The sequence below is a fragment of the Mesoflavibacter sp. CH_XMU1404-2 genome (assembly GCF_037029465.1).
GTDB lineage: Bacteria > Bacteroidota > Bacteroidia > Flavobacteriales > Flavobacteriaceae > Mesoflavibacter.
On record NZ_JAYMEM010000006.1, the window covers coordinates 96,441 to 120,937 of the forward strand.

Sequence of the window (24,497 nt, forward strand, 5' to 3'; positions counted from 1 at the left end):
CTTACGCTTTTACAGTTTGCTCTTCTGCTATTCTTTTTAATGCTTGTTTGTATTCTTCTGGCAACACCTTAATGAATTTTGGCAATTCTCTTTGCCAATTTTCGAGAATACGTTGTGCTAACGGACTTAATGTTGCGTTGTAATGATTCTCTATTAAGTCTTTTAATTCTGAAATATCTTCAGCAGTTTCAACTGGATCAAGATTTAATCCTTCTTTGTTACAGTGTTGCTCAAAGGTATTTTTTGGATCGTAGATGTATGCAATTCCTCCACTCATTCCAGCTCCAAAATTACGACCAACTTCACCTAAAATCACAGCGCGTCCGCCAGTCATATATTCGCAACCATGATCACCAATCCCTTCTACAACAGCACTTGCGCCAGAGTTACGCACACAAAAACGTTCGCCAGCTTTTCCGTTAATATAAGCTTCACCGGACGTTGCACCGTAAAGCGCTACGTTACCAATAATTATATTTTCCTCAGGTACTAAAGTAGACTCGTCAGGAACTTTTACCGCTATTTTTGCTCCAGACAATCCTTTTCCTAAATAATCGTTAGAATTACCATTAATGACCAAGGTTAAACCTTTGGTAGCGAATGCACCAAAACTTTGTCCTGCAGCACCAGTAAAATTGATTTTTAATGTATTATCTGGTAAACCTTGTGCGCCATAAATTTTTGAAATTTCATTACTTAAAATTGCTCCGAAAGCGCGATCTCGATTGGTGATTTTTGACTCTAAAACTGTTTTTTCCTTTCTGAATAACGCCGGATGTGCTTGACTAATAATTTTAAAATCTAAAGCCGATTCTAAAGCATGATCTTGCTTTTCCGTGTTATAAAATTTAGCGTCTTTTGGCGCATTCACTTGATGTAAAATTGGCGTTAAATCTAAACCTAAAGCTTTATAATGTTTAATAGTATTATTTCTGTTTAGTTTTTGAACTTGACCAACCATTTCATTAACGGTTCTAAAACCAAGTTGCGCCATAATTTCTCTTAATTCTTGCGCTACGAAATACATAAAGTTAACCACATGTTCTGGTTTTCCTTTGAACTTTTTACGCAATTCTGGATTTTGAGTTGCAATACCAACAGGACAGGTATTTAAATGACACACACGCATCATGATACAACCTGAAGCCACTAATGGTGCTGTTGCAAAACCAAATTCTTCAGCACCTAAAAGACAAGCAATTGCAACATCACGACCAGTTTTTAATTGTCCGTCACATTCTAAAACCACACGATTTCTCAAGTCATTCATTACTAAAGTTTGTTGTGCTTCAGCTAAACCTAATTCCCATGGTAAACCAGCGTGTTTTAGAGACGTTAAAGGTGAAGCACCAGTACCACCATCGTGACCCGAAATTAAAATCACATCTCCTTTTGCTTTTGCAACACCAGCTGCAACGGTACCAACACCAACTTCGGAAACTAATTTCACATTAATTCGCGCCTCACGATTAGCCGATTTTAAATCATAAATTAATTGTGATAAATCTTCGATAGAATAAATATCGTGATGTGGCGGCGGAGAAATTAGACCGACATAAGGTGTAGAATTACGTGTTTTTGCTATATCTGGATTCACTTTTGGACCAGGTAATTGTCCGCCTTCTCCAGGTTTTGCACCTTGCGCCATTTTTATTTGAATTTCTGACGCATTGGTTAAATAATTTGAAGTCACACCAAAACGACCTGATGCAACTTGTTTGATTGCCGAGTTTTTCCAATCTCCGTTTGAGTCTTTATAGAAACGTTCTTCATCTTCTCCACCTTCACCAGAATTGGATTTTCCTCCAATACGATTCATTGCAATTGCTAAATTTTCATGCGCTTCTTTACTAATAGATCCGTAAGACATTGCTCCTGTTTTGAAGCGTTTTACAATTTCTGTCCACGGTTCGACTTCTTCTAAAGGAATTGGATCGTAGTTAGTAAATTCAAATAAACCTCGAATGGTCATTAACTGCTTACTTTGCTCGTTAATTAAATCTGAATATTCTTTATAAGTCTTATGTTTATTACTTCTTACAGCTTCTTGAAGTTTTGCAACAGTTAATGGATTAAATGTGTGTTTTTCGCCATGACGTCTCCATTTATATTGCCCACCAAATTCTAAATTTAGATCGGTATCTACTTCATCTGTTTTGTAGGCTTTTTTGTGACGTTTGTAAATTTCTTTTTCAATTTCTCGTAAGCCAACACCTTGTATTCTTGTAATGGTATTTGGGAAATAATCGTTTACAATTTTTGTGTTTAATCCAACACATTCAAAAAGTTGAGATCCGCGATAAGAATTAAGTGTTGAAATACCGATTTTGTTCATCACTTTAAGAATACCCATTCCAACAGCTTTGTTATAATTTTTGATAGCTGTTAGATATTCTAAGTTTTCAATTTCTTTATTTTCAACTTGATTGTAAACAATTTCGTTAACGATATAAGGGTTTATTGCACTTGCACCGTAACCAAAAAGTAATGCAAAATGATGTACTTCTCTTGGTTCTGCAGACTCAATAATTAGGCTTACTTTGGCACGTTTTCCTATTTTATACAATTCGTGATTAACATAAGAACACGCCATTAATGCAGGAATTGGCGCTAGTTTTTTGCTTACGCCTCTATCAGAAAGTATAATAATATTTCCACCTTTATCTATAGCTTTTGAAGCCTGTTTTACCAAATCTTCTAACGCTGCTTCCAAACCGTTTAAACCTTTATCAACTTCATATAACATCGATATCGTGCTAACTACAAAATCTGGATTGTTTTTATAGTTTTTTATCTTATCTAAATCGTGTTTTGAAATAACAGGATTTTGAATTTTCAACTTTCGGCATTGATCTTCGTTTATTTTGAAAATATTAGTATCGCTACCTAAAGTCAGGCTAATATCTGTGATTAATTTTTCACGAATACCATCTAATGGCGGATTTGTGACTTGGGCAAAAAGCTGTTTAAAATAGTTGTAAATCAGTTGTGGTTTATCAGAAAGCACAGCAATTGGCGTATCATTTCCCATAGACCCTATTGGCTCTTTTGCTAATTGCGCCATAGGTTTGATAATGGTGTTTAGATCTTCTTGTGTATAACCAAATACAACTTGTCTTTTATCTAATGTGTCTTCTTTATGTTTTATTGGTCCTTTTTTTGCAGGTATATCTGCCAAATGCACCAAGTTTTTATCTAACCATTTTTTGTACGGATGTTTGGTAACGATATCTGCTTTAATTTCTTCATCATTAATAATTCGACCTTGATTCATATCCACCAAAAACATTTTTCCTGGTTCTAAACGACCGTGTTTTTCAATGTTTTTAGGGTCTAAATCTATCACTCCAGTTTCTGAAGACATAATTACATATCCATCTTTAGTGACAGAATATCTTGATGGTCGTAAACCATTTCTATCTAAAACGGCGCCGATATAATTACCATCTGTAAAGGGTATTGATGCAGGTCCATCCCAAGGTTCCATAATACAAGAATTGTATTCATAAAACGCTTTTTTAGCTTCGGACATTTCTGGGTTTTTCTCCCAAGCTTCTGGCACTAACATCATCATAACTTCAGGTAAAGTTCTTCCTGTCATCAATAATAATTCAACAACCATATCCATGGAAGCAGAATCTGATTTACCAGGTAAAACGATAGGAAAAATATTTTTAATATCTTCTCCAAACCAATCACTCTCCATTAATTCTTGACGAGAAAGTATGCGTGATACATTTCCGCGAAGCGTATTAATCTCACCATTATGACACATATATCTAAATGGTTGCGCCAGATCCCAAGTTGGAAATGTGTTAGTTGAAAAACGTTGATGCACTAACGCCAAACGCGTCACTAGCGTTGGATCTTGTAAATCTGTGTAATAAAGTTTAATATCTTCCGGAATTAATAGTCCTTTATATATAATTGTTTTAGTTGAAAGACTTGGCAAATAAAATCTTGAACTTTCAGAAAGTTTAGAGTTACGTATAGCGTGTTCTGCTTGTTTTCTTGCTGTAAAAAGTTTTAAATTGAAATCAAAATCTGACTGTTTTTTATCGGATTTACCAATAAAAACTTGTTTTACAAAAGGCTCAGTTTCTGCAGCAATTTTACCTAAAACCGAAGTATCTACAGGCACATCTCTCCAACCTAAAATTTCTAACTCTTGTTCTTCAACATATTTTGTGAAAATATCGACACAGAAATTACGTTGATTTTCACGTTGAGGCAAGAACATATTACTTACAGCATATTCACCAGGTTTAGGCAAATTAAAACTGCCGTTTTTTACAAAAAAATCATGCGGAATATCTATTAAAATACCTGCGCCATCACCAGTTTTTCCGTCACTACTTACAGCACCACGATGTTCTAATTTTTCAAGAATTTCTAGTGCTTTATGTATGATGTTATTTGATTTATTTCCTTTAAGACTGCAAATAAATCCTGCTCCACAATTGTCATGCTCAAATTCTGGAAAATAAAGTCCTTGTTGCTTTAACATTATGCAAAAATTTTTAAAGAGTTTGTTAGTTGTATTCACCCTAAGATACTGTGATACATCCTAATATAAAAGAAGTGAAATCATTTTTCCATATTTAATAATGACATTAATTTTTTATAAGATATTATCAAAATGAACCGCTAAAAAATAAGAAATAACTAATGATAATTTTCAGTAAAAAATATGATTTATTGCGAAAACGTTTTCGAAAAAGACAAAAATCAAAAATAAATTCAACAAAAATATAGATTTACTGAGATTTACTCAAAACACCAATTAACGAATTGATAATATTTTAAGCCAAAAATAGTTTACCCTATATTTTTTAGGGTTTAAAATCTCAATATGATAAAAATAAAAACATGACCCCTAATTTTTATAGGGTTAAAAAACTTTTTTATTAGTTTTGATATAACAACTAACAAAACAAACAACTAAATAAATGAAAAAAGTAGAAGCAATAATTAGAAAATCTAAGTTTTCTGCTGTAAAAAAAGCGCTTCACGAAGTTGGAGTTAACTTTTTTTCCTATTGGGATGTTACTGGTTTGGGTAACGAAAAGATAGGACACGTCTACAGAGGTGTATCATACAGCACAAGCGATATACAGCGTCGCTACTTATCAATTGTAGTAAATGAGGAATTTTTAGACGTCACAGTACAAGCTATAATTGAAGCAGGAAAAACAGGAGATGTTGGAGATGGGAAGGTTTTTGTTTCAAATATTGAAGAAGTTTACCGAATAAGAACAGGAGAAAAAGGAGGAAACACTTTAAACTAACTAACAACAAATGGAATTATTAACCACAAATAATGTATGGATGATGATCTGTACAGCTTTAGTATTTTTTATGCACCTTGGATTTTCTCTATTAGAAATAGGATTAACAAGACAAAAAAATACGATTAACATATTATTTAAAAACATATTTATTATCTGCGTAGGATTACTTTTATATTACTTAGTTGGGTTTAATCTAATGTACCCAGGATTTGAAGAAGGCGCTTCAGGCTTTTTCGGGTTTTCTGGTTTTGGTTTGGATTCACCATTAACAACAGAAGGCACATTAGACCTTAATTATAACGCAGGTTACACGTATTGGACTGACTTTTTATTTCAAGGAATGTTTGCTGCAACAGCAGCAACAATAGTTTCTGGAGCAGTTGCCGAACGCATTAAAATTGGACCATTTATGATATTTACAATTATATATGTAGGATTAGTTTATCCAATTGCTGGCTCTTGGAAATGGGGAGAAGGTTGGTTAGACCAACTTGGCTTTTATGACTTTGCTGGTTCAACATTAGTACACTCCGTTGGTGGCTGGGCAGCTTTAGTTGCTGTTTGGTTACTTGGCGCACGTATTGGAAAATTTAAAGACGGAAAATCTTTTGTAATCCTTGGTCACAATTTACCATTAGCTACTGCTGGTGTTTTAATCTTATGGTTAGGCTGGTTTGGGTTTAATGGCGGCTCAGTTTTATCTGCAGATCCAGCAGCAACATCACTTACTTTAGTGACTACATCTTTAGCTGCTGCAGCTGGAGGCGTTTCCTCTTTTTTAATTTCAACGTTAGCTTATAAAAATTATGATTTAACGATGTTTTTAAACGGAATTTTAGGTGGTTTAGTTGGGATTACTGCTGGTGCTGATCAAATGTCACCAACAGATGCCATATTAATTGGTGTTATTGCTGGCGGATTGATTGTTGGTGCTGTAGCATTGGTTGATAAAATTAGACTTGATGATCCTGTTGGTGCAATTGCTGTTCATTTAATTTGCGGTATTTGGGGAACATTAGCTGTTGGTATTTTTGGAAATCTAGCCGGTTTTGATCAATTTTTAAATCAATTAATAGGAGTTGCTGCTTACGCTGTTTTCTGCTTAGCAACCTCATTTATAATATTATTTACTCTTAAAAAAGTAGCAGGCATTAGAGTCTCTGAAGCTGAAGAAATTAATGGATTAGACGATTATGAACATGGTATGAGTGCATATCCTGACTTTAGATTAAACGAGCATTAAGACATTAAAATTTAAAGTGGTTTTAAGTAACTATTTTTATTTAGTTTGTTAGTTAGTGTTAAACCTCAAGGTTGTAAAAGCTTTGAGGTTTTTCCATTTTTATGGATAAAGAAATAACAAAAAGACACTTTAAAAAAGTGCCTTTTTGTTAAATGAAATTCATTTTAATCTTAAGCCGAATTACGACTAGCGTTAATATTACCAAACAATGAACGTGTAACCATTTTTTGATACACTTCAAATTCTTCACCTTCTGTTACTCCATTTTTTTGCAACTCTTGAATTTTCTTTAAAGCATATTGCTGTATAGTTAGCAAAGGTAACACTATAGATTCTCTAACATTAATTGAAGCCTTTCCTGCTGGCTCTTCCTGCATTAATTCTTTATAGCCAGTTAGTTTTAAAATTAAACGCTTAGAGGTTTCAAACTCTTTATAGATAATATTCCAAAACTCGCCATATTCAGGATCTTCACTCATATATTTTGTCAAGTCAAAGAAAGATTTTGATAAGGACATCATACTGTTTTCTATTAACGTCCTAAAGAAATTAGACGATTTAAATAAAGTTTGCACTTTATCAAATTCACCTGCATCTTCATAATGTTTAAGCGCTGTTCCTACACCAAAAAAACCTGGTACGTTTTGCTTTAATTGACTCCAAGACCCTACAAAAGGTATTGCTCTTAAATCTTCAAATACTAAACCTTCAGATTTTCCTCTTTTTGACGGACGACTACCAATATTTGTCTTAGCGTAATATTTTAAGGTACTCATGTGTTCTAAATAAGGAATGAATTTTTCGTGTTGCTTAAAGTTAGAGTAGGCTTGATAACTTAGCTTAGCTAAATTATCCATCACTTCTCTATTTTCTGGTACCATTCTTAAATCTGTATCACTTAAACTATTGTATAGTCCAGAACTTATTAACTGCTCTAAATTATATTGAGAAGATTCTAAAGTCCCAAAATTAGAACTTATTGTCTGTCCTTGAATGGTTAACTGCACTTCTTTATCCTCAATAGTTGGCCCTAAAGACGCGTAAAAGTTATGTGTTTTTCCTCCACCACGTGCTGGCGGTCCGCCACGTCCATCAAAGAAAATTACTGTGACATCGTATTTTCTAGACACTTCTGTCAAGCGTTCTTTTGCTTTATATATTGCCCAATTAGCCATTAGGTAACCACCATCTTTTGTACCATCACTAAAACCTAACATGATGGTTTGTTTGTTTCCTCTAGATTTTAAATGTGCACTATATTCTGGATTTGTATATAATTCTTCCATCACTAAATGTGCATTTTCTAAATCGGTAATGGTTTCAAACAACGGACCAATATCTACCGTTAGTTTATCATGAAACGCTACCAATTTAAGCATTGCAAAAAGTTGCATTACATTTAATGTGGTTTGGTTATTACTAATAATATAACGGTTTGCTGCGCGCTCTCCATTATTTTCTTGTATGGTTTTTATCACCTCAATAGTCTTAAGTGCTTTTAAGGCGTCTTCATCTTTTATCAACGATAAATCCACTTTTCCTTTTACTTTAGACAGTAATTGCACTTGTTCTTTTTCATTTAAATCGTGATAATTTTTAGGAAAAATATCACTACCGCTTTCAATTAAAGTATCAACCATAGTGTTAAACACCTTAGCATGTGCACGACTATCTTGACGGATATCTAAATTTGAAAAATGAAAACCAAACAATTTCACTTTATTAAGTAGACTTGTTAATTCATCTACGTAAAGTGATTGATGTTTTTCTATAATTACTTTTTTTATAGCTTCTAATTCTTCAGTAAAGTTTTGAAGTGTTAAATCTGATTCTTGTTGAAGCACAATACTGTATAGTTGCGACTCTAATTTTAAAACTCTATCTTCTACACCTTCAAAGGTTAGTTTTCTTTTTAATCGTCTTACATCTCGATAGTAGTTTTTTATTATTGCTTCTCTTAATTTATTTGCTACTTTCAGAGTAATTTCCGGTGTAACAAATGGATTACCATCTCTATCTCCTCCTGGCCAAAAGCCAACATTAATAATATCGTTATTTACTTCTTCGCCTTCAAAAATATTACTCTGAATGTAATCAAATATTTTACCAAAAGAATAGTAAAACACGTTTTCTAAATACCAAATTAAACTTACAGCCTCATCGTATGGTGTTGGCTTTTTATCTTTAAAGAAAGGTGTTTTACCTAATTGGGCTAACAAATCATTAATCCTTAATAAATCATTGTCTTTTATGGCTTCTGTCAAATCTGTAATAATCGCCAGAACAGAACCTGGATAAAATTGAGTTGGATGCGCCGTAAGTACTATTCGCACTTTAAATTCTTCTAAATATTCACGTAGCTCGTCTAATTTTCCATTTGCTCTAGTAGATTCTTTTAAACTTCTTAACGTACCAATACCATCCATATTATTTACTACAGAAAATGCAGCATCTTCAATAGCATCAAACAAAACAACTTGTCTTTCTATATATTGAATAAACCTGAACATAAGATTTATTCGGCTTTCTTCACTTCGTCTTGCTTGGTATTTTTCAAAGAAGGTTTCTACAATTTCAGTTGGATTTTGCCCATCTTTAAAACCTTTCTGACACGTTTCATGAAACAACGGTAATAAGACACCAGTTTTTGTAATTGTATCAAAAGGCAGGGTCATAAAAATACTATTGTAGATTTGGTATTTTGACAAAACATTTTGATTAAAACGAGTTAACTTTGGCTGTAAAGGCATATTTATCTTTTATTTTTTTTTATTAAGCTTAAAGTTAATGAAGCTTCTTAAACTTAGCAAAGTATAACGCGTTTTTTAAGATTAAATTAGAGAAAACCTTTTCGTAATTAATATTTTTTTCTTCTTGTATTTGAAGTTATTGTTATAATAATTTTAACGTCTTACCAGTTTTTAAATTATTTTATTTTAGTACATTTGTCGCTCGAAAAAACAGAGGAAAGATTTGACTGATTGCAACCTCCATAAAAAATGCTAAAGGCAGTAATACTTCCTTGAGACGCACGTGTCAAATCTTACCTATAAATTAAATTTAAAATGGCGTATTTATTTACATCAGAAAGTGTATCTGAAGGACATCCAGATAAAGTAGCAGATCAAATTAGTGATGCTTTAATTGATAATTTTTTAGCATTTGACAAAGAAAGTAAAGTAGCTTGCGAAACGTTGGTTACGACTGGTCAAGTGGTTTTAGCTGGAGAGGTTAAGTCTAACACTTATTTAGATGTTCAAAAAATTGCAAGAGATACTATAAATAAAATTGGTTACACCAAAGGAGAATATATGTTTGACGGCAACTCTTGCGGTGTTTTTAGTGCAATACATGAGCAAAGTGACGACATTAGTCGTGGTGTAGACCGTGCTACTAAAGAAGAACAAGGCGCTGGTGACCAAGGTATGATGTTTGGTTATGCAACACGCGAGACTGAAAACTACATGCCACTTGCATTAGATTTATCTCATAAAATCTTAAAAGAATTAGCAATTTTAAGACGCGAAAACAAAGATATTACTTACTTAAGACCAGATTCTAAAAGCCAGGTAACTATCGAGTATAGTGATGATAACGTACCTCAACGTATTGATGCTATCGTAGTCTCTACACAACATGACGATTTTGCAGATGAAGCTACCATGCTAGCAAAAATTAAAAAGGATATTATTGAAATTTTAATACCAAGAGTTGTTGCATCTTTACCTGAAGAATTAAAAGGGCTATTTAATAACGACATTAAATACCACATCAATCCAACAGGAAAATTTGTAATTGGTGGACCACATGGCGACACAGGATTAACAGGTCGTAAAATTATAGTAGACACTTATGGCGGAAAAGGCGCACATGGTGGTGGTGCTTTTTCAGGAAAAGACCCAAGTAAAGTAGACCGTAGTGCTGCTTATGCCACAAGACACATTGCTAAAAATCTTGTTGCTGCTGGAGTTTGTGACGAGGTTTTAGTACAAGTAAGTTATGCTATTGGTGTTGTAGAACCAATGGGGATTTTTATTGATACTTACGGAACTTGTCCTTTTAATATGACCGATGGGGAAATTGCAGAAAAAGTCTCAAAAATATTTGATATGCGTCCAGCAGCTATCGAAGAACGCTTAAAACTACGCAACCCTATGTATAGCGAAACTGCAGCTTATGGACATATGGGAAGACAAAACGAAGTTGTTACTAAAACTTTTGAACAACCTAACGGTGAAAATGTAACATTAGATGTTGAATTATTTACATGGGAAAAACTTGACTATGTTGAAAAAGTAAAAACTGAATTTGGGTTATAATTCTTATAAATCAAAATAAAAAAAGCCTTTTCGATATGAAAAGGCTTTTTTATTTACTTCCATTTTAATGGTAGATGAACTACTTTTTTGGTTTCGAAAAAATCTTCTTCAAAAAAGTCTGATATATTATAAATAGTCGTGGTTTGATAATCTTTTAATTCTTCAGTTAAATCACCACCTTTTAAATAAATAATTCCATTTTTTAAATCATTATTCTGTGGTTTAGCTATCTTACCCTTTACCCAATGTACAAAAGTTGGCATTGCTGCAACTGCACGACTAATAATAAAATCGTAAGTTTCATTAATCTCTTCAACTCTAGTATGTGTTACTTTTACATTTTCAAGCTCTAAACCAGCCATTACTTCTCTTACAACATTTAGTTTTTTATTAATACTATCTACTAAATGAAATTGACAATTAGGAAATAAAATAGCCAACGGTATACCCGGAAAACCGCCACCAGTACCAACATCCATCAAAGAACTTCCGTCTTTAAAATTTATAACTTTTGCAATAGCTAATGAGTGTAAAACGTGTCTCAAATACAATTCGTCAATATCTTTTCTTGACACGACGTTTATCTTTAAGTTCCAATCTTTATATAAATCTTCTAAAGCTTCAAATTGAGCAATTTGTTTCTCTGTTAAATCAGGAAAATATTTTAAAATGAGTTCCATGGGTTGTATAAAATTTAGGCAAAAATAGACATTTAACACTAAAACATTGCGCTTGCTTTTACATATTTACATATCTTTACAGCCAATAAAATTTGGCTCTTACACGTTATAAAATAAATAATTAATAGCAATGACAAAGCAAACACTTTCTTTTTCAAGAACAGATTCTGCAAACTTTTTTAGAACACTTAATAAAAGAGTAAACAAGTATTTTAAAGAAAACAACATTAAACGTACAGGAGACTGGCGTATTTGGCTTAAAACCATAGTTATGTTTACTATGTTTTTAGCTCCATATTTTTTAATTATGACCTTAAACATTCCTGGTTGGGCTCAATTACTTTTAACTATTGTTATGGGTATTGGTATGGCTGGAGTTGGTATGAATGTGATGCACGATGGTAACCATGGTTCTTTTTCTAATAAAGAATGGGTTAACCGTTTAATGGGAAGCAGCATTTACATTTTAGCAGGTAATGTTTACAACTGGCAAGTACAACACAACGTTTTACATCATACTTACACAAATATTCATGGACATGATGAAGACTTAGAAGCAGGTCGTATTTTACGTTTTTCTGAACATACAGAATGGAGAAAACACCATAAATTTCAACACTACTACTCTATCTTACTATATGGTTTATTAACCATTAATTGGGCAATTACTACAGATTGGCAACAAATGAAACGTTACATGAAACGTAAATTAGCCTATGGGAAATTTCCTAATCCTGTTTGGAATTGGAGTAAATTAGTAATTTCAAAATTAGTTTATATCGCTATTTGGATTATTATTCCTTTAGTATTTTTTGATCTTGCTTGGTGGAAGGTTCTTTTAGGTTTCTTCATCATGCATTATACAGCTGGTTTGATTTTAAGTGTTGTATTTCAGTTAGCTCACGTTATGGATGAAGCAGAAATGCCATTACCGGAAAAAGATGGTACTATGAAAAATACTTGGGCAATCCATCAATTAAAAACAACAGTTAATTTTGGTGCTAAAAGCAGAATTATTAACTGGTTTACAGGCGGATTAAATCATCAAGTTGAACATCATATTTTCCCAAATATTAGCCATGTTCACTACAATAAAATTGCCGAAATAGTTAAAAACACAGCTAAAGAATTTAATTTACCTTACAACGAATATAAAACAACACGTAAAGCTGTAATTGCTCATTTTAGATTTTTAAAAGAAATGGGGAAAAGACCAGCATTACAAGCTTAACAACTAACAATGAACCAACAACTTTCTAACCGAATTTTAAACATGTCTACCTCTGCAACTTTAGCTATGGCGGCTAAAGCAAGAGAATTAAGAGGTGAAGGCAAAGATATTATTGGACTTAGTTTAGGCGAGCCTGACTTTAATACTCCAGATTTTATTAAAGATGCTGCTATTCAAGCAATTAATGATAATTATAATTCTTACACACCAGTAGATGGTTACCAAGAGTTAAAAGAAGCTATAATTACTAAGTTTAAACGCGATAATAATCTTACTTACACATTACCACAAATAGTTGTTTCTACAGGAGCAAAACAATGTTTAGCAAATGTAGCTGCGGTGATGTTAAATGAAGGTGACGAAGTTATTTTACCTTGTCCATACTGGGTAAGCTACGCTGATATTGTAAAGTTAAATGATGGTATTCCTGTAGAAGTACCAACAACTATTGATACTGACTTTAAAATGACTCCAGCTCAATTAGAAGCTGCAATTACACCAAAAACTAAAATGCTTTGGTTTAGTTCTCCTTGTAACCCAAGCGGATCAATCTACAGCAAAGAAGAATTAGAAGGTTTAGCTGAAGTTTTAAAAAAACACCCAAATATTTATATCGTTTCAGATGAAATCTATGAGCATATTAATTATACTGCAGCGCCACATACAAGTATGGCTAGCGTAGATGGTATGTATGATAGAACTATTACTGTAAATGGTGTATCTAAAGCATTTGCAATGACTGGTTGGCGTATTGGTTACATTGGCGCGCCAGATTGGATTGCTCGTGCTTGTAACAAAATGCAAGGTCAAATTACTAGCGGCGCTAACTGTATTGCGCAACGTGCAGTAATTACTGCTTTAAATGCAGATCCAAGCGCGGTAAAATTTATGATTGATGAATTTAAAGTACGTCGTGATCTGGTTTTAGATTTGCTAAGTGATATTGAAGGTTTTAACACCAATGTACCTGAAGGTGCGTTTTATGTGTTCCCTAATGTATCTTATTTCTTCGGAAAAACTTTAAAAGGAAAAACAATTAACAACGCTACAGACTTTTCTTTATTCTTACTTGAAGAAGCTTTAGTTGCAACAGTAACTGGAGACGCTTTTGGTAATCCTGACTGCATCCGTATTAGTTATGCTGCTAGTCAAGAACAAATTAAAGAAGCGATAAAAAGAATTAAGGAAGCAGTTAGTTAAAAATAACTCATACAAACACAAAAAAGACCTTAAAATTAAGGTCTTTTTTTATGCGTAATAATAAAGAATACTAACTAAAAAAATCATTATAAGCATTAAAAAAACAACTTGTTTGATTCGTCTTATTTTGTGTTCTTTTTTTAATTTTTCACTAATTTTTTGACAATATTCTATATTTAGAATTAAGTGATCAAACTTTTCTTTTTCTACTTTATTCCGTATGCTTTTTTTATAGACAAACTTCTCCCTCTTATTATTTTTTAATAAGTCTCTATTGTTTTTAATTACCGAAGATGGAGAACCGCCAAACATAATATATAAAATTTAGATGAAATAAAACCCTTTTATATATACGTAGTATTTTTCTTTAAAATGTTACAGATAAAGCTTTTAAATACGATTAACTACCTGTTTCTCCAGAAAAAAGGTGTTAACAAAATAAGTACAGTAAATAATTCTAAACGACCTATCAGCATTAAAAAACTTGACCACCAAAGTCCTATTGGTGGTAATGCTGCGTAATTGTTTACAGGACCAAAAACACCTAAAGCAGGACCTACATTACCTAAACTTGACGCTGCAATACCTATAGAAGATTCAAAGTCAAATCCCATCATAGAAAAACCTAATGCGCCAGTAATAAAAGAAATCATATAAAGAATAAAGAAACCAAGGATATTAAATACAATGATTCCTGAAACTGATTTACGATTATATCTAACAGGCAATACCGCGTTTGGATGTAAAGTTCTTTTAAATTCTAAAAAACCGTTTTTAATCATTACTAAGTGACGCACCACTTTCACACCTCCAGAAGTACTTCCTGCTGAGCCACCTAAAAACATTAACCCAAAAAACATTACTGTTAAAAAAGGTGTCCATAAAGTATAATCTGCACTAATAAAACCTGTAGTAGTCACCACAGTTAACACTTGAAATAATGCATGTCTAAAAGCACTTTCGCCTTCTCCTAAAACTTGTGGATGAGAAATACTAGAAACCGAAACATCTGCTTTAAAATAGATTAAAAGCGATGCCACTAAGGTAAAGATTGTTATAAATTTAAAGTATAGTTTAAACTCTTCATCTTGAATAATCTTCTGTACTTTTCCTTTAAATGCATAATAACTTAAGACAAAATTTGTCCCAGCCAAAAACATAAACAGTATAATAATGTATTGGATTAATGGATTATCATTCCAATACGCTACACTTGCATTTTTTGTAGAAAATCCTCCTGTTGACAGCGTACTCATCGAGTGATTTATAGCATCAAAAAAGCTCATTCCTGCTACTTTAAGCAAAATAGTTTCGGCAGCAGTATAACCAAAGTAAATTAACCAAAGTCGTTTTGCTGTATCTGTTATACGTGGATGTAGTTTGTCTGCGCTTGGTCCTGGCGCTTCAGCAGCAAATAACTGCATTCCTCCAATTCCTAATAAAGGAAGAATTGCAACTGCTAAAACGATAATTCCCATACCTCCAATCCAATGGGTTAAGCTTCGCCAAAACAAAACACCTTTTGGCACCACTTCAATATCATTTAAAATAGAAGCTCCAGTAGTTGTAAAACCAGACATGGTTTCAAAAAAAGCACTGGTAAAACTAGGTATTGCTCCTGTTGCCACATAAGGAATTGCTCCAGAAAGCGACATAACTATCCATCCAAAAGCTACAACTATATAACCTTCGCGTTTATTCATTTCTTTGTTATGATTGCGATGGTGCAACATACCAAAGAGTCCAAAAATTAATGTTACAACACCTGAAAGAAATATTTGCAACGTTACTCCATCTTGATAAATCAAACTTACCAAAGAAGATAATAACATAAAACCACCGTTAAAAACTAACAGTAATCCAAAAAAATAAAAAATGATTTTATAGTTAAGATGAAGTCCTTTTCCCATGTAATTACAAGAATAATTTTTCTACTTCTTTAATAGATCTTGGCAGACAACAAACCACAATATAATCGCCTTCTTCTACTTTAAATCCTCCAAGTGCGATAAGTCCTTCGCCATTTCTAATAACACCACCAACAATTGCAGACCTAGGAAACTCGACATCTTTAATCAATTTATTACAGATTTTTGATGTTGCTTTTACTTTAAACTCTAATAACTCTGCATTCATGTTGTTAAGCTTTGTCATTGCAATAACTTCTCCTTTACGTATGTATCTAAAGATATTGTTTGCTGCTAAAAGCTTTTTATTGATAAGTGTATCTATTCCTATGGACTGAGACAATTCAAAATAGTCCATATTTTCTACTAAAGCAATTGTTTTTTTAACACCTTTTGATTTTGCTACTAAGCAAGACATAATGTTGGTTTCAGAATTTCCTGTAACAGAAATAAACGCATCCATATCGCTAATATTTTCTTCTTCAAGAAGCTCTACATTACGTCCGTCACCGTTTATGACTAATACTTTTGGTAATTCGTCTGCAAGCTCAAAAGCATTTTCTTTATTATTTTCTATTAGCTTAATATTAAAACCGTTTGTAGACAAATCTCTACTAGTTTTAAATCCAATTTTACTACCTCCAAGAATCATTACATCTTTAATAGCAGTGTTAGATTTACCTGTCATTCTACATAATTCTTGATCTCCTCCTTCACTAGTAATAAATACTACGCTATCGCCTTCTCTAAACTCGGTATCACCACGCGGAATAATCGTGTATTGTGTACCAAAACGCTGTATGGCGATTGGCACAAAATGAATTTCAGAAAATAATTGCCCAGCTTCTTTTACCGTTTTACCAACAAAACTTGCAGTACGAGATAGACTTAAGCTAACCATAGTTAATGCGCCATCTTCAAACTCGTAACTATCTCTAAAAGCCGATTGATTTAAAAGTAATTCAATCTCAGATGCTGCTAAACTTTCTGGCGAAATTAATTCATCAATTCCAAATCTGGTAAAACCTACCTCATCTTTGTGTTTGATAAATTCGGTATTAGAAATTCTTGCAATTGTTCGTTTTGTTCCTAATTGTTTAGCAAGGACACAAGCAGTAATATTTGTGGTTTCTGAAGCGGTTACACCTATAAACAAATCTGAAGCCTCTACTCTAGATTCTTTTAAGATAGCAATAGACGTTGCGTCACCTTTAATTACTTTAATATCAAGGTGGTTATCTGCATAGGTTAAACTTTCTCTATCGGTATCAATTAAGGTAATTTCTTGAGACTCGTAAGACAGTAGTTTTGCTAAATGAAATCCAACTTCACCTGCTCCTGCAATAATTATTTTCATAGATTATATAAAATATGGGATACAAAGATAAATATTTTAAATATTTAAGCCTTAAATAATTATCCTTTTGAAGTTTTAAGAGAATATGTAAAGCATTATCTTTGCCAAAATTTTAGTTTTGACAAAAGTAAATCCTTATAAAAATAGTGACTTAGGCAAGAAAGAACAAGTCACACAAATGTTTGATACAATCTCTAAAGAATACGATGGTTTAAACCGAGTTATATCATTTGGAATTGATATTAAATGGCGAAAAAAAGTTGTTGAAATAGTTAAACAACAACAACCAAAAACTGTTTTGGATATTGCTACAGGAACTGGTGATTTAGCTATAAATTTAGCCGAAACTTCTGCAGAAAAAATTGTTGGTTTAGACATTAGTCCAGGAATGTTAAACGTTGGAAAAGAAAAAGTAAAAGCCAAACAATTAGATAATCGTATTGATATGATTATTGGCGATTCTGAAAACATGCCTTTTGAAGACAACACTTTTGATGCTATTACTGTTGCGTTTGGTGTAAGAAATTTTGAAACCTTAGAAAATGGTTTAAAAGATATTTTACGTGTTTTAAAACCTGGTGGCACTTTTGTTATTTTAGAAACTTCTGTACCAACAAAATTCCCATTTAAACAAGGTTACAAAGTATATTCTAAATTTATTTTACCAACCATTGGTAAACTATTCTCAAAAGACAAAACAGCTTACAAATATTTAAGCGAAAGTGCTTCTGTTTTTCCTTACGGTGAAGCTTTAAACAATATTTTACGTAATATTGGGTTTATTAATGTAGAAGATAAACCACAAACATTTGGTGTAGCAACAATTTATACAGCATCAAAACAATAATTTACATGAAATATATTTTTTCTTTACTTTTTGTTTTATCAAGCATAACAGCGTCTAACGCGCAATTATTTACAAAAGAAAAAGTACAAAACTTACAAAATATAGATAAAGCAACTTTAAGTTGGGGCTACTATTTAGGCTTTAATAATCTAGATTTTAAGTTTGACTATAATGATGATTTAGGAGACATCCAAACAGAACGTACTGTAGGATTTAATGTTGGCTTAATTGGTAATTTACGTATAAATGACCATTTTGATTTACGTTTAGAGCCTGGTCTAGTCATAGCGCAACGTAACTTAAACTACTCTATTAATTACTTTGATAATTTTGAAGATGAAGTTTCTGATTCTGATTTACTACGTGAAGTAAAATCTACTTACGTGTATTTTCCGCTGCTGTTAAAAATTTCGACTAAAAGAATTAACAACATCAAACCTTTTATTTTAACCGGTATATCTACTGCTATTAACTTATCCAGTAACGAAAAAAATCCTGATGATAATTCTGCTGGAGAATTTAGAATGAAAAAAAGCGCACAGTTTTACGAGCTTGGTTTTGGGATAGATTTTTACTTAGACCGTTTTAAGTTTACGCCTTCAATACGTGGTGTTTTTGCTTTAAATGACGAACTTATTAGAGATAAAGACCCAAACAGTCCATGGACAAGCAATATAAACAAAATGCAAACTAGAGGGATTTTTGTGAATTTTACAGTTCAATAAAATTTAATTACTTCTTCTAAACTCACTTAACAAAATAGCTCCTGCTGTAGCTACATTTAAACTTTCTGTTTCTTGCAAATCTCCAAATCTTGGTATGCTAATGCGCTGATTTACGTGTTTTTCAATAGATTGACTAATACCATTAGCTTCATTACCTAACACTAAAATACCTTGGTCTGGTAAATTAGAAGCGTATACATTTTCTCCATCCATAAAAGCACCAAAAACAGGCTGTTTGGTTTCTTCTAAATAATGATTTAAATCTATGTAAAACACGTTAACACGCGTTAAACTTCCCATAGTTGCTTGCACAACTTTTGGGTTAAAACAATCTACAGTTTCTTTACTACACAATAATTGTTTTACACCAAACCAATCGCAAAGTCTAATGATTGTTCCAAGATTTCCTGGGTCTCTTACAGCATCTAAAGCGACTATCAATCCTTTGTTTTCTATTAAGGAAAGTTTAGGGATTTCAAAAACCGCTAAAGCTGTGTTTGGTGTTTTTAAAGCACTTATTTTTTTTAGTTCTGCTTCTGAAACTAGTGTTTCGTTTTCAACATTAAAAGTTTCGGTAGTAAATAAATCGACTAACTTAAATGTCGAATTTAAAAACTCATTAATCACTTTTACACCTTCAGCAATAAATAATCCATCTTGCTGTCTACATTTTTTTTGCTGTAAACGCGTTATATTTTTAATCTGATTTTTAGAAATCACTTTTATCTTAATTTTTTTATAAAGTAACAGAAAAAAAAGGAGTTTAGGGATTTACACCTAAGCTTTATTCAATATTTAATGTATTTTTGAATTAGCTTTAAATAAGAGGCACAACTTTTGATCAAAATTGCTTAGCTTTTTAAAACATCATTGAAAACATTTCAACCAAAAATAGTCGTTTTTTTATTAATTGTTACGCTGTTTAACAGCTGTAATTCGGTTAAACGTGTTAGCGAAAATCAACATCTTTTAACCGAAAACAATTTAATTGTCAATGATGAGAAAGTTGTAAACGACACCATTTCTAACACTATCGTACAAAAACCAAACACGCGTATTCCTTTTATAAAAATGCCTTTACGCTTGTTTATTTATAACATTGCTAGACCTAATATAGATTCTATTTTAATGGAGAAGTATTACAACAATCCAGAAAAAATGGAACGCAAATCAAAACTACTTTCTAGAAAACAATTAGATAAACTTATAGAAAGTAAATCTAATTTTAATAAGTGGATTAAAAAAACAGGAGAAGCACCTGTAATTATTGATGAAGAATTAACAAAAAAGTCTACAAAAAACCTTGAAAATTATTACAAATCTAACGGTTGGTTTAATGTAAAAACCGATTACGAAATAAACAGAAAAGACAATAAAAGAGGAACTATAGATTATAAAGTTGAAACAGGAAGTCCTTTTATTATTGATACAGTATCTGCAACAATAGCTTCACCTTCTGTTCAGAAAATTTACGAAGAACATAAAAACGAAAGCTTTATAAAAGCTGGCAAACAGTTTAAAGACAATGATCTTTACAACGAAGAAGACCGCATAACAAATCTTATGCGTAATAATGGTGTATATCATTTTTCTCAAGATTATGTACGCTATGTCTCTGATACTTTAAGAGGAAATAGCACAATGACACTAGAAACTGTTATAGACAACCGTTTAATTAGAGAAGAAGACGAATCTAGGCGTGAACCTTTTAAAGTGTTTACTATTAAAGACGTAAATATTTACACCAATAGCTCTTTTAAGAATAGAAATGCAACTTTAACAGATTCTACTAATTACGAAGGTTACAATATTTATAGCGTTGGTAAATTAAGATACAAGCCAAAAGCAATTACAAACGCGGTATTTATTTCGCCAAACACCATTTTTAAAGATCAAGCTAGACCATTAACATCAAGATTAATAAGCAATCTACGTACGTTTAAATACCCAAATATTGAATATGTAGAAAATCAAGACACTACGCTAACCGCCAATATTTATCTAACACCATTAAAAAAGTTTGAATTAGGTATTAGCGCAGAAACATTTCAAAGTAACATACAAACAGTCGGATTCTCTTTTAATCCAAGTCTATTAATTAGAAACGTATTTAGAGGAGCTGAAACCTTAGAACTTTCTGGGTTTGCCTCTATCGGTGCTTCAAAAGATGCTAATAATGGCAACGATCAGTTTTTTGATATTAATGAACTTGGTGCTAATTTAAAACTAAGTTTCCCAAGGATTTTCTTCCCAATTAATACCGAAAAGATTATTCCTAAATCCATGTTTCCTAGCACAAAAATTTCTCTTTCGGCGTCAAGCCAAACAAATATTGGTCTAGATAGACAAACGTTTACAGGAATTTTTAATTACAAATGGTACCCTAGCAGAAAGGTGACAAACAGATTAGATTTTTTCAACATTCAATTTGTAAAAAACCTTAATACAGCTAATTATTTTAATGTGTATCAAAACTCTTTTGATGCTTTAAATGAAATTGCTCAAACCAGTGGTTTTATTGCGCCAAACCAAACCTTAGGTATTCCTACTCAAGCCGATAATTTTTTAAATGAAATTAGAAACGGAACTTACAATGGTGTTCTACCTGAAGACGATATAAGAGCCGCTAATGCAATTGCCGAAAGAAAGGTAAGACTAACCGAAGACAACTTAATTTTTTCTACAAATTTCAACTATGTTAAAGACCGAAGAGACAATTTATTAGATGAAGATTTCTCTATCCTAAGACTTAAGTTAGAATTAGCAGGTAACTTCTTATCAACCATATCTTCTTTAATTGGTGTAGAAAAAAATGATAGTGGTAAATACGAGCTTTTTAATGTTGCTTTTTCTCAATACGTAAAAACCGAATTTGATTACATTAAACATTGGCGCTTAGGTTACAAAAACGTGTTTGCGGTTAGAAGTTTTGTTGGTATTGCAATCCCATACGGTAACTCAACCAACATACCGTTTTCTAAAAGTTTTTTTGCTGGTGGTGCTAATGATAACAGAGCATGGACAGCTTATAATTTAGGTCCGGGTAGCTTAAACACGACTAACGAGTTTAATGAAGCTAACTTTAAAATTGCCCTTAGTGCAGAACAACGTTTTAATTTGTTTGGTGATTTAAATGGTGCTTTGTTTGTTGATGCAGGAAACATTTGGAATGTTTTTGATGACATTGAAGATGATCGCGCTACATTTTCAGGTTTTGATTCCTTAAGAGACATAGCTGTTGGTTCTGGATTTGGGCTAAGATATGATTTTGGTTTCTTCGTACTTCGAGGAGATATTGGATTTAAAACATATAATCCTGCTTATTCAGAAGGCAACCGATGGTTTAAAGATTATAACTTCTCTAACGCCGTTTATAATATTGGTATAAACTATCCATTTTAAGCGTAAAACACACAAAAACAACGATAACGTTTGCGTGTTTTTATTGCTATTTCTTAAAAAATACGGTCAATTTTCACTACTTTTGAAACATTACTAATACAACAAATTTTTATAAAAATGGCTCATAACATAAAACCTGGAGTTGCAACCGGAAAAGAAGTTCAAGAAATTTTCAAACTAGCTAAAGAAAAAGGCTTTGCATTACCTGCGGTTAACGTAATTGGTTCTAACACAATCAATGGTGTTTTAGAAACTGCAGCAGAATTAAACGCTCCTGTTATTATTCAATTTTCAAATGGAGGCGCACAATTTAACGCCGGAAAAGGTTTAAATAACGACGGACAAAAAGCTGCTATAGCTGGTAGTATTGCAGGTGCAAAACATGTACACCAAATGGCAGAAGCTTATGGTGTTCCTGTAATTTTACATACAGACCACTGCGCAAAAAAATTATTACCTTGGATTGATGGTTTATTAGACGCTAGCGAGCAACATTTTAAAGAAACAGGTAAACCTCTTTACAGCTCTCATATGATTGATTTAAGTGAAGAGCCTCTTGAAGAAAACATAGAAATCTGTAAAACTTACCTTGAGCGTATGAGCAAAATGGGTATGACTCTAGAAATAGAATTAGGTATAACAGGTGGTGAAGAAGATGGTGTAGATAATAGCGATGTAGATGAGTCTAAATTATACACACAACCAGAAGAAGTAGCTTATGCTTATGAAGAGTTAAGCAAAGTAAGTGACCAATTTACAATTGCAGCTGCTTTTGGTAACGTACATGGAGTTTACAAACCAGGAAATGTAAAGTTAACACCAAAAATCCTTAAAAACTCTCAAGAGTATATCACAAAAAAATATGGTGTAGATAATAACCATATTGATTTTGTATTCCACGGTGGATCAGGTTCTACTTTAGAAGAAATTAGAGAAGCTATTGGTTACGGTGTTATTAAAATGAATATCGATACAGATATGCAATACGCATTTATGTCTGGTATTAGAGATTATATGGGCGAAAAAGCAGATTATTTAAAATCTCAAATTGGTAGTCCAGATGGACCAGATTCACCTAACAAAAAATACTACGATCCACGTGTTTGGTTACGTAAAGGTGAACAAACTTTTGTAGAGCGTCTTAAAAAAGCATTTGAAGACTTAAATAACGTTAACACACTATAAACGTTAAATTTTAAAACTAATAAATCCTGCTTATTTACTATTATCATTTAGTTAAGCAGGATTTTTTATGCTTACAAGATTAAAATTAACAGTTAATCATTTCAATTTTTTGAGAATGAATAATAAATACTGTAATTTTGTACGCTTGATTACTTAAAAACTAACTAATAGCAAAAGCGGTTTTTCAAGCAAAAAACTTAAAACTGCAAACTAAAATCGTAAATCAATATGGCTTGGTTTAAAAGAAAGGAAAAAGGTATACAAACCTCTACAGAACAAAAAAAAGACACTCCTAAAGGCTTATGGTATAAGTCTCCAACTGGTAAAATAGTAGACTCTAAAGAATTAGAGAAAAATTTCTATGTAAGTCCAGAGGATGGATACCACGTAAGAATAGGAAGTAAAGAATATTTTGAAATTTTATTTGATGATAACAAGTTTAAAGAGCTAGATGCTAACCTAACATCTAAAGACCCTTTAAAATTTGAAGACACAAAAAAGTATCCAGACCGTTTAAAAGCTGCTGAAAAGAAAACAAATTTAAAAGACGCTGTACGTTGCGCTGTTGGTAAATCTAAAGGAAAAGATTTAGTAATTGCTTGTATGGATTTTGCTTTTATAGGTGGATCTATGGGTAGTGTTGTTGGAGAAAAAATTGCTCGTGCTGCAGATTATGCATTAAAGAAAAAACTTCCATTTATGATTATATCCAAATCTGGTGGTGCACGTATGATGGAAGCTGCTTTATCATTAATGCAGTTAGCAAAAACATCTGCTAAATTAGGACAACTTGCAGATGCAGGTTTACCTTACATCTCTTTATGTACAGACCCAACAACTGGAGGTACTACTGCTTCTTTTGCGATGTTAGGAGATATAAACATTGCAGAACCAGGTGCTTTAATAGGATTTGCTGGACCACGTGTTGTACGTGATACTACAGGACAAGAGTTACCTGAAGGCTTCCAAACCTCAGAGTTTTTATTAGAGCATGGTTTCTTAGATTTTATTACACATCGTAAAGATTTAAAAAACAAAGTTAATAAGTACATAGACTTAATAACTAATCAGCCTTTAAGAGCTTAATTAGAAAATAATTTTTAACACAAA

Annotated in this window: 16 protein-coding genes; 10 read left to right on the forward strand and 6 right to left on the reverse strand. The window is 32.4% G+C overall.

The genetic code is table 11. The features are described 5' to 3' along the window. Position 1: 1 nt before the first annotated feature. A complete protein-coding gene (gltB, locus tag WA327_RS05125) occupies positions 2 to 4,507 on the reverse strand; it encodes a glutamate synthase large subunit (protein ID WP_336067173.1) in 4,506 nt (1,501 codons plus the stop codon). Between the two features lie 442 nt (positions 4,508 to 4,949). Here gltB and WA327_RS05130 point away from each other — a divergent pair, with 442 nt between their 5' ends. Beyond that, positions 4,950 to 5,288 carry a P-II family nitrogen regulator gene (locus tag WA327_RS05130; RefSeq protein WP_336067176.1) on the forward strand — a complete coding sequence of 113 codons (339 nt, stop codon included), beginning with the start codon at positions 4,950 to 4,952 and terminating at the stop codon, positions 5,286 to 5,288. A 10-nt stretch (positions 5,289 to 5,298) separates the two neighbouring features. Then, positions 5,299 to 6,534 carry an ammonium transporter gene (locus tag WA327_RS05135; protein ID WP_336067178.1) on the forward strand — a complete coding sequence of 412 codons (1,236 nt, stop codon included), beginning with the start codon at positions 5,299 to 5,301 and terminating at the stop codon, positions 6,532 to 6,534. 170 nt (positions 6,535 to 6,704) lie between these two features. On the opposite strand, the gene WA327_RS05140 is transcribed toward WA327_RS05135, so the two are convergent. After that, on the reverse strand, positions 6,705 to 9,284 hold the full coding sequence (locus WA327_RS05140; RefSeq protein ID WP_336067181.1) for a phosphoenolpyruvate carboxylase: 2,580 nt from the start codon (positions 9,282 to 9,284) through the stop codon (positions 6,705 to 6,707). A 315-nt stretch (positions 9,285 to 9,599) separates the two neighbouring features. Between WA327_RS05140 and metK the strand changes: the two genes are divergently transcribed. Next, positions 9,600 to 10,853, forward strand: coding sequence for a methionine adenosyltransferase (metK, locus tag WA327_RS05145; protein WP_336067184.1), 1,254 nt, complete (start codon positions 9,600 to 9,602; stop codon positions 10,851 to 10,853). Positions 10,854 to 10,906: 53 nt separating this feature from the next. Here the strand turns inward: metK and rsmG are convergent, their stop codons facing one another. Beyond that, positions 10,907 to 11,533, reverse strand: coding sequence for a 16S rRNA (guanine(527)-N(7))-methyltransferase RsmG (rsmG, locus tag WA327_RS05150; protein ID WP_027881054.1), 627 nt, complete (start codon positions 11,531 to 11,533; stop codon positions 10,907 to 10,909). Positions 11,534 to 11,663: 130 nt separating this feature from the next. Between rsmG and WA327_RS05155 the strand changes: the two genes are divergently transcribed. After that, positions 11,664 to 12,764 (forward strand): acyl-CoA desaturase, encoded by a 1,101-nt coding sequence (locus WA327_RS05155; RefSeq protein WP_336067188.1) that lies wholly within the window; start codon positions 11,664 to 11,666, stop codon positions 12,762 to 12,764. A gap of 9 nt (positions 12,765 to 12,773) precedes the next feature. After that, positions 12,774 to 13,964 carry a pyridoxal phosphate-dependent aminotransferase gene (locus tag WA327_RS05160; protein ID WP_336067190.1) on the forward strand — a complete coding sequence of 397 codons (1,191 nt, stop codon included), beginning with the start codon at positions 12,774 to 12,776 and terminating at the stop codon, positions 13,962 to 13,964. 404 nt (positions 13,965 to 14,368) lie between these two features. On the opposite strand, the gene WA327_RS05165 is transcribed toward WA327_RS05160, so the two are convergent. Both WA327_RS05165 and trkA read right to left on the reverse strand, forming a co-directional pair. Further along, on the reverse strand, positions 14,369 to 15,874 hold the full coding sequence (locus WA327_RS05165) for a potassium transporter TrkG (RefSeq protein WP_336067193.1): 1,506 nt from the start codon (positions 15,872 to 15,874) through the stop codon (positions 14,369 to 14,371). Between the two features lie 4 nt (positions 15,875 to 15,878). Continuing rightward, positions 15,879 to 17,228, reverse strand: coding sequence for a Trk system potassium transporter TrkA (trkA, locus tag WA327_RS05170; RefSeq protein WP_336067196.1), 1,350 nt, complete (start codon positions 17,226 to 17,228; stop codon positions 15,879 to 15,881). A gap of 118 nt (positions 17,229 to 17,346) precedes the next feature. On the opposite strand from trkA, the gene ubiE reads away from it, so the two are divergent. Both ubiE and WA327_RS05180 read left to right on the forward strand, forming a co-directional pair. Next, positions 17,347 to 18,075 carry a bifunctional demethylmenaquinone methyltransferase/2-methoxy-6-polyprenyl-1,4-benzoquinol methylase UbiE gene (ubiE, locus tag WA327_RS05175; RefSeq protein WP_336067198.1) on the forward strand — a complete coding sequence of 243 codons (729 nt, stop codon included), beginning with the start codon at positions 17,347 to 17,349 and terminating at the stop codon, positions 18,073 to 18,075. A 5-nt stretch (positions 18,076 to 18,080) separates the two neighbouring features. Beyond that, on the forward strand, positions 18,081 to 18,800 hold the full coding sequence (locus WA327_RS05180) for a porin family protein (protein ID WP_336067200.1): 720 nt from the start codon (positions 18,081 to 18,083) through the stop codon (positions 18,798 to 18,800). Positions 18,801 to 18,803: 3 nt separating this feature from the next. Here WA327_RS05180 and WA327_RS05185 read toward each other — a convergent pair whose 3' ends face one another. Beyond that, on the reverse strand, positions 18,804 to 19,520 hold the full coding sequence (locus tag WA327_RS05185) for an RNA methyltransferase (protein ID WP_336067203.1): 717 nt from the start codon (positions 19,518 to 19,520) through the stop codon (positions 18,804 to 18,806). Positions 19,521 to 19,670: 150 nt separating this feature from the next. Between WA327_RS05185 and WA327_RS05190 the strand changes: the two genes are divergently transcribed. The 3 genes from WA327_RS05190 to accD all read left to right on the forward strand — a co-directional run bounded on the left by WA327_RS05190 (position 19,671) and on the right by accD (position 24,473). Continuing rightward, positions 19,671 to 22,202 (forward strand): BamA/TamA family outer membrane protein, encoded by a 2,532-nt coding sequence (locus WA327_RS05190; RefSeq protein WP_336067205.1) that lies wholly within the window; start codon positions 19,671 to 19,673, stop codon positions 22,200 to 22,202. Positions 22,203 to 22,319: 117 nt separating this feature from the next. Beyond that, positions 22,320 to 23,387: a class II fructose-bisphosphate aldolase gene (gene fbaA / locus WA327_RS05195; protein ID WP_336067207.1), complete on the forward strand. Its 1,068-nt coding sequence runs from the start codon at positions 22,320 to 22,322 to the stop codon at positions 23,385 to 23,387. A gap of 228 nt (positions 23,388 to 23,615) precedes the next feature. Beyond that, on the forward strand, positions 23,616 to 24,473 hold the full coding sequence (gene accD / locus WA327_RS05200) for an acetyl-CoA carboxylase, carboxyltransferase subunit beta (protein ID WP_027881042.1): 858 nt from the start codon (positions 23,616 to 23,618) through the stop codon (positions 24,471 to 24,473). Positions 24,474 to 24,497: the final 24 nt, after the last annotated feature.

Coding starts and splice junctions, on each gene's coding strand:
- gltB (WP_336067173.1), bottom strand. CDS start 4,507: ATGTTAAAGCAACAAGGACTTTATTTTCCAGAATTTGAGCATGACAAT.
- WA327_RS05165 (WP_336067193.1), bottom strand. CDS start 15,874: ATGGGAAAAGGACTTCATCTTAACTATAAAATCATTTTTTATTTTTTT.
- metK (WP_336067184.1), top strand. CDS start 9,600: ATGGCGTATTTATTTACATCAGAAAGTGTATCTGAAGGACATCCAGAT.
- WA327_RS05135 (WP_336067178.1), top strand. CDS start 5,299: ATGGAATTATTAACCACAAATAATGTATGGATGATGATCTGTACAGCT.
- WA327_RS05140 (WP_336067181.1), bottom strand. CDS start 9,284: ATGCCTTTACAGCCAAAGTTAACTCGTTTTAATCAAAATGTTTTGTCA.
- WA327_RS05180 (WP_336067200.1), top strand. CDS start 18,081: ATGAAATATATTTTTTCTTTACTTTTTGTTTTATCAAGCATAACAGCG.
- accD (WP_027881042.1), top strand. CDS start 23,616: ATGGCTTGGTTTAAAAGAAAGGAAAAAGGTATACAAACCTCTACAGAA.
- fbaA (WP_336067207.1), top strand. CDS start 22,320: ATGGCTCATAACATAAAACCTGGAGTTGCAACCGGAAAAGAAGTTCAA.
- rsmG (WP_027881054.1), bottom strand. CDS start 11,533: ATGGAACTCATTTTAAAATATTTTCCTGATTTAACAGAGAAACAAATT.
- WA327_RS05155 (WP_336067188.1), top strand. CDS start 11,664: ATGACAAAGCAAACACTTTCTTTTTCAAGAACAGATTCTGCAAACTTT.
- WA327_RS05160 (WP_336067190.1), top strand. CDS start 12,774: ATGAACCAACAACTTTCTAACCGAATTTTAAACATGTCTACCTCTGCA.
- WA327_RS05130 (WP_336067176.1), top strand. CDS start 4,950: ATGAAAAAAGTAGAAGCAATAATTAGAAAATCTAAGTTTTCTGCTGTA.
- trkA (WP_336067196.1), bottom strand. CDS start 17,228: ATGAAAATAATTATTGCAGGAGCAGGTGAAGTTGGATTTCATTTAGCA.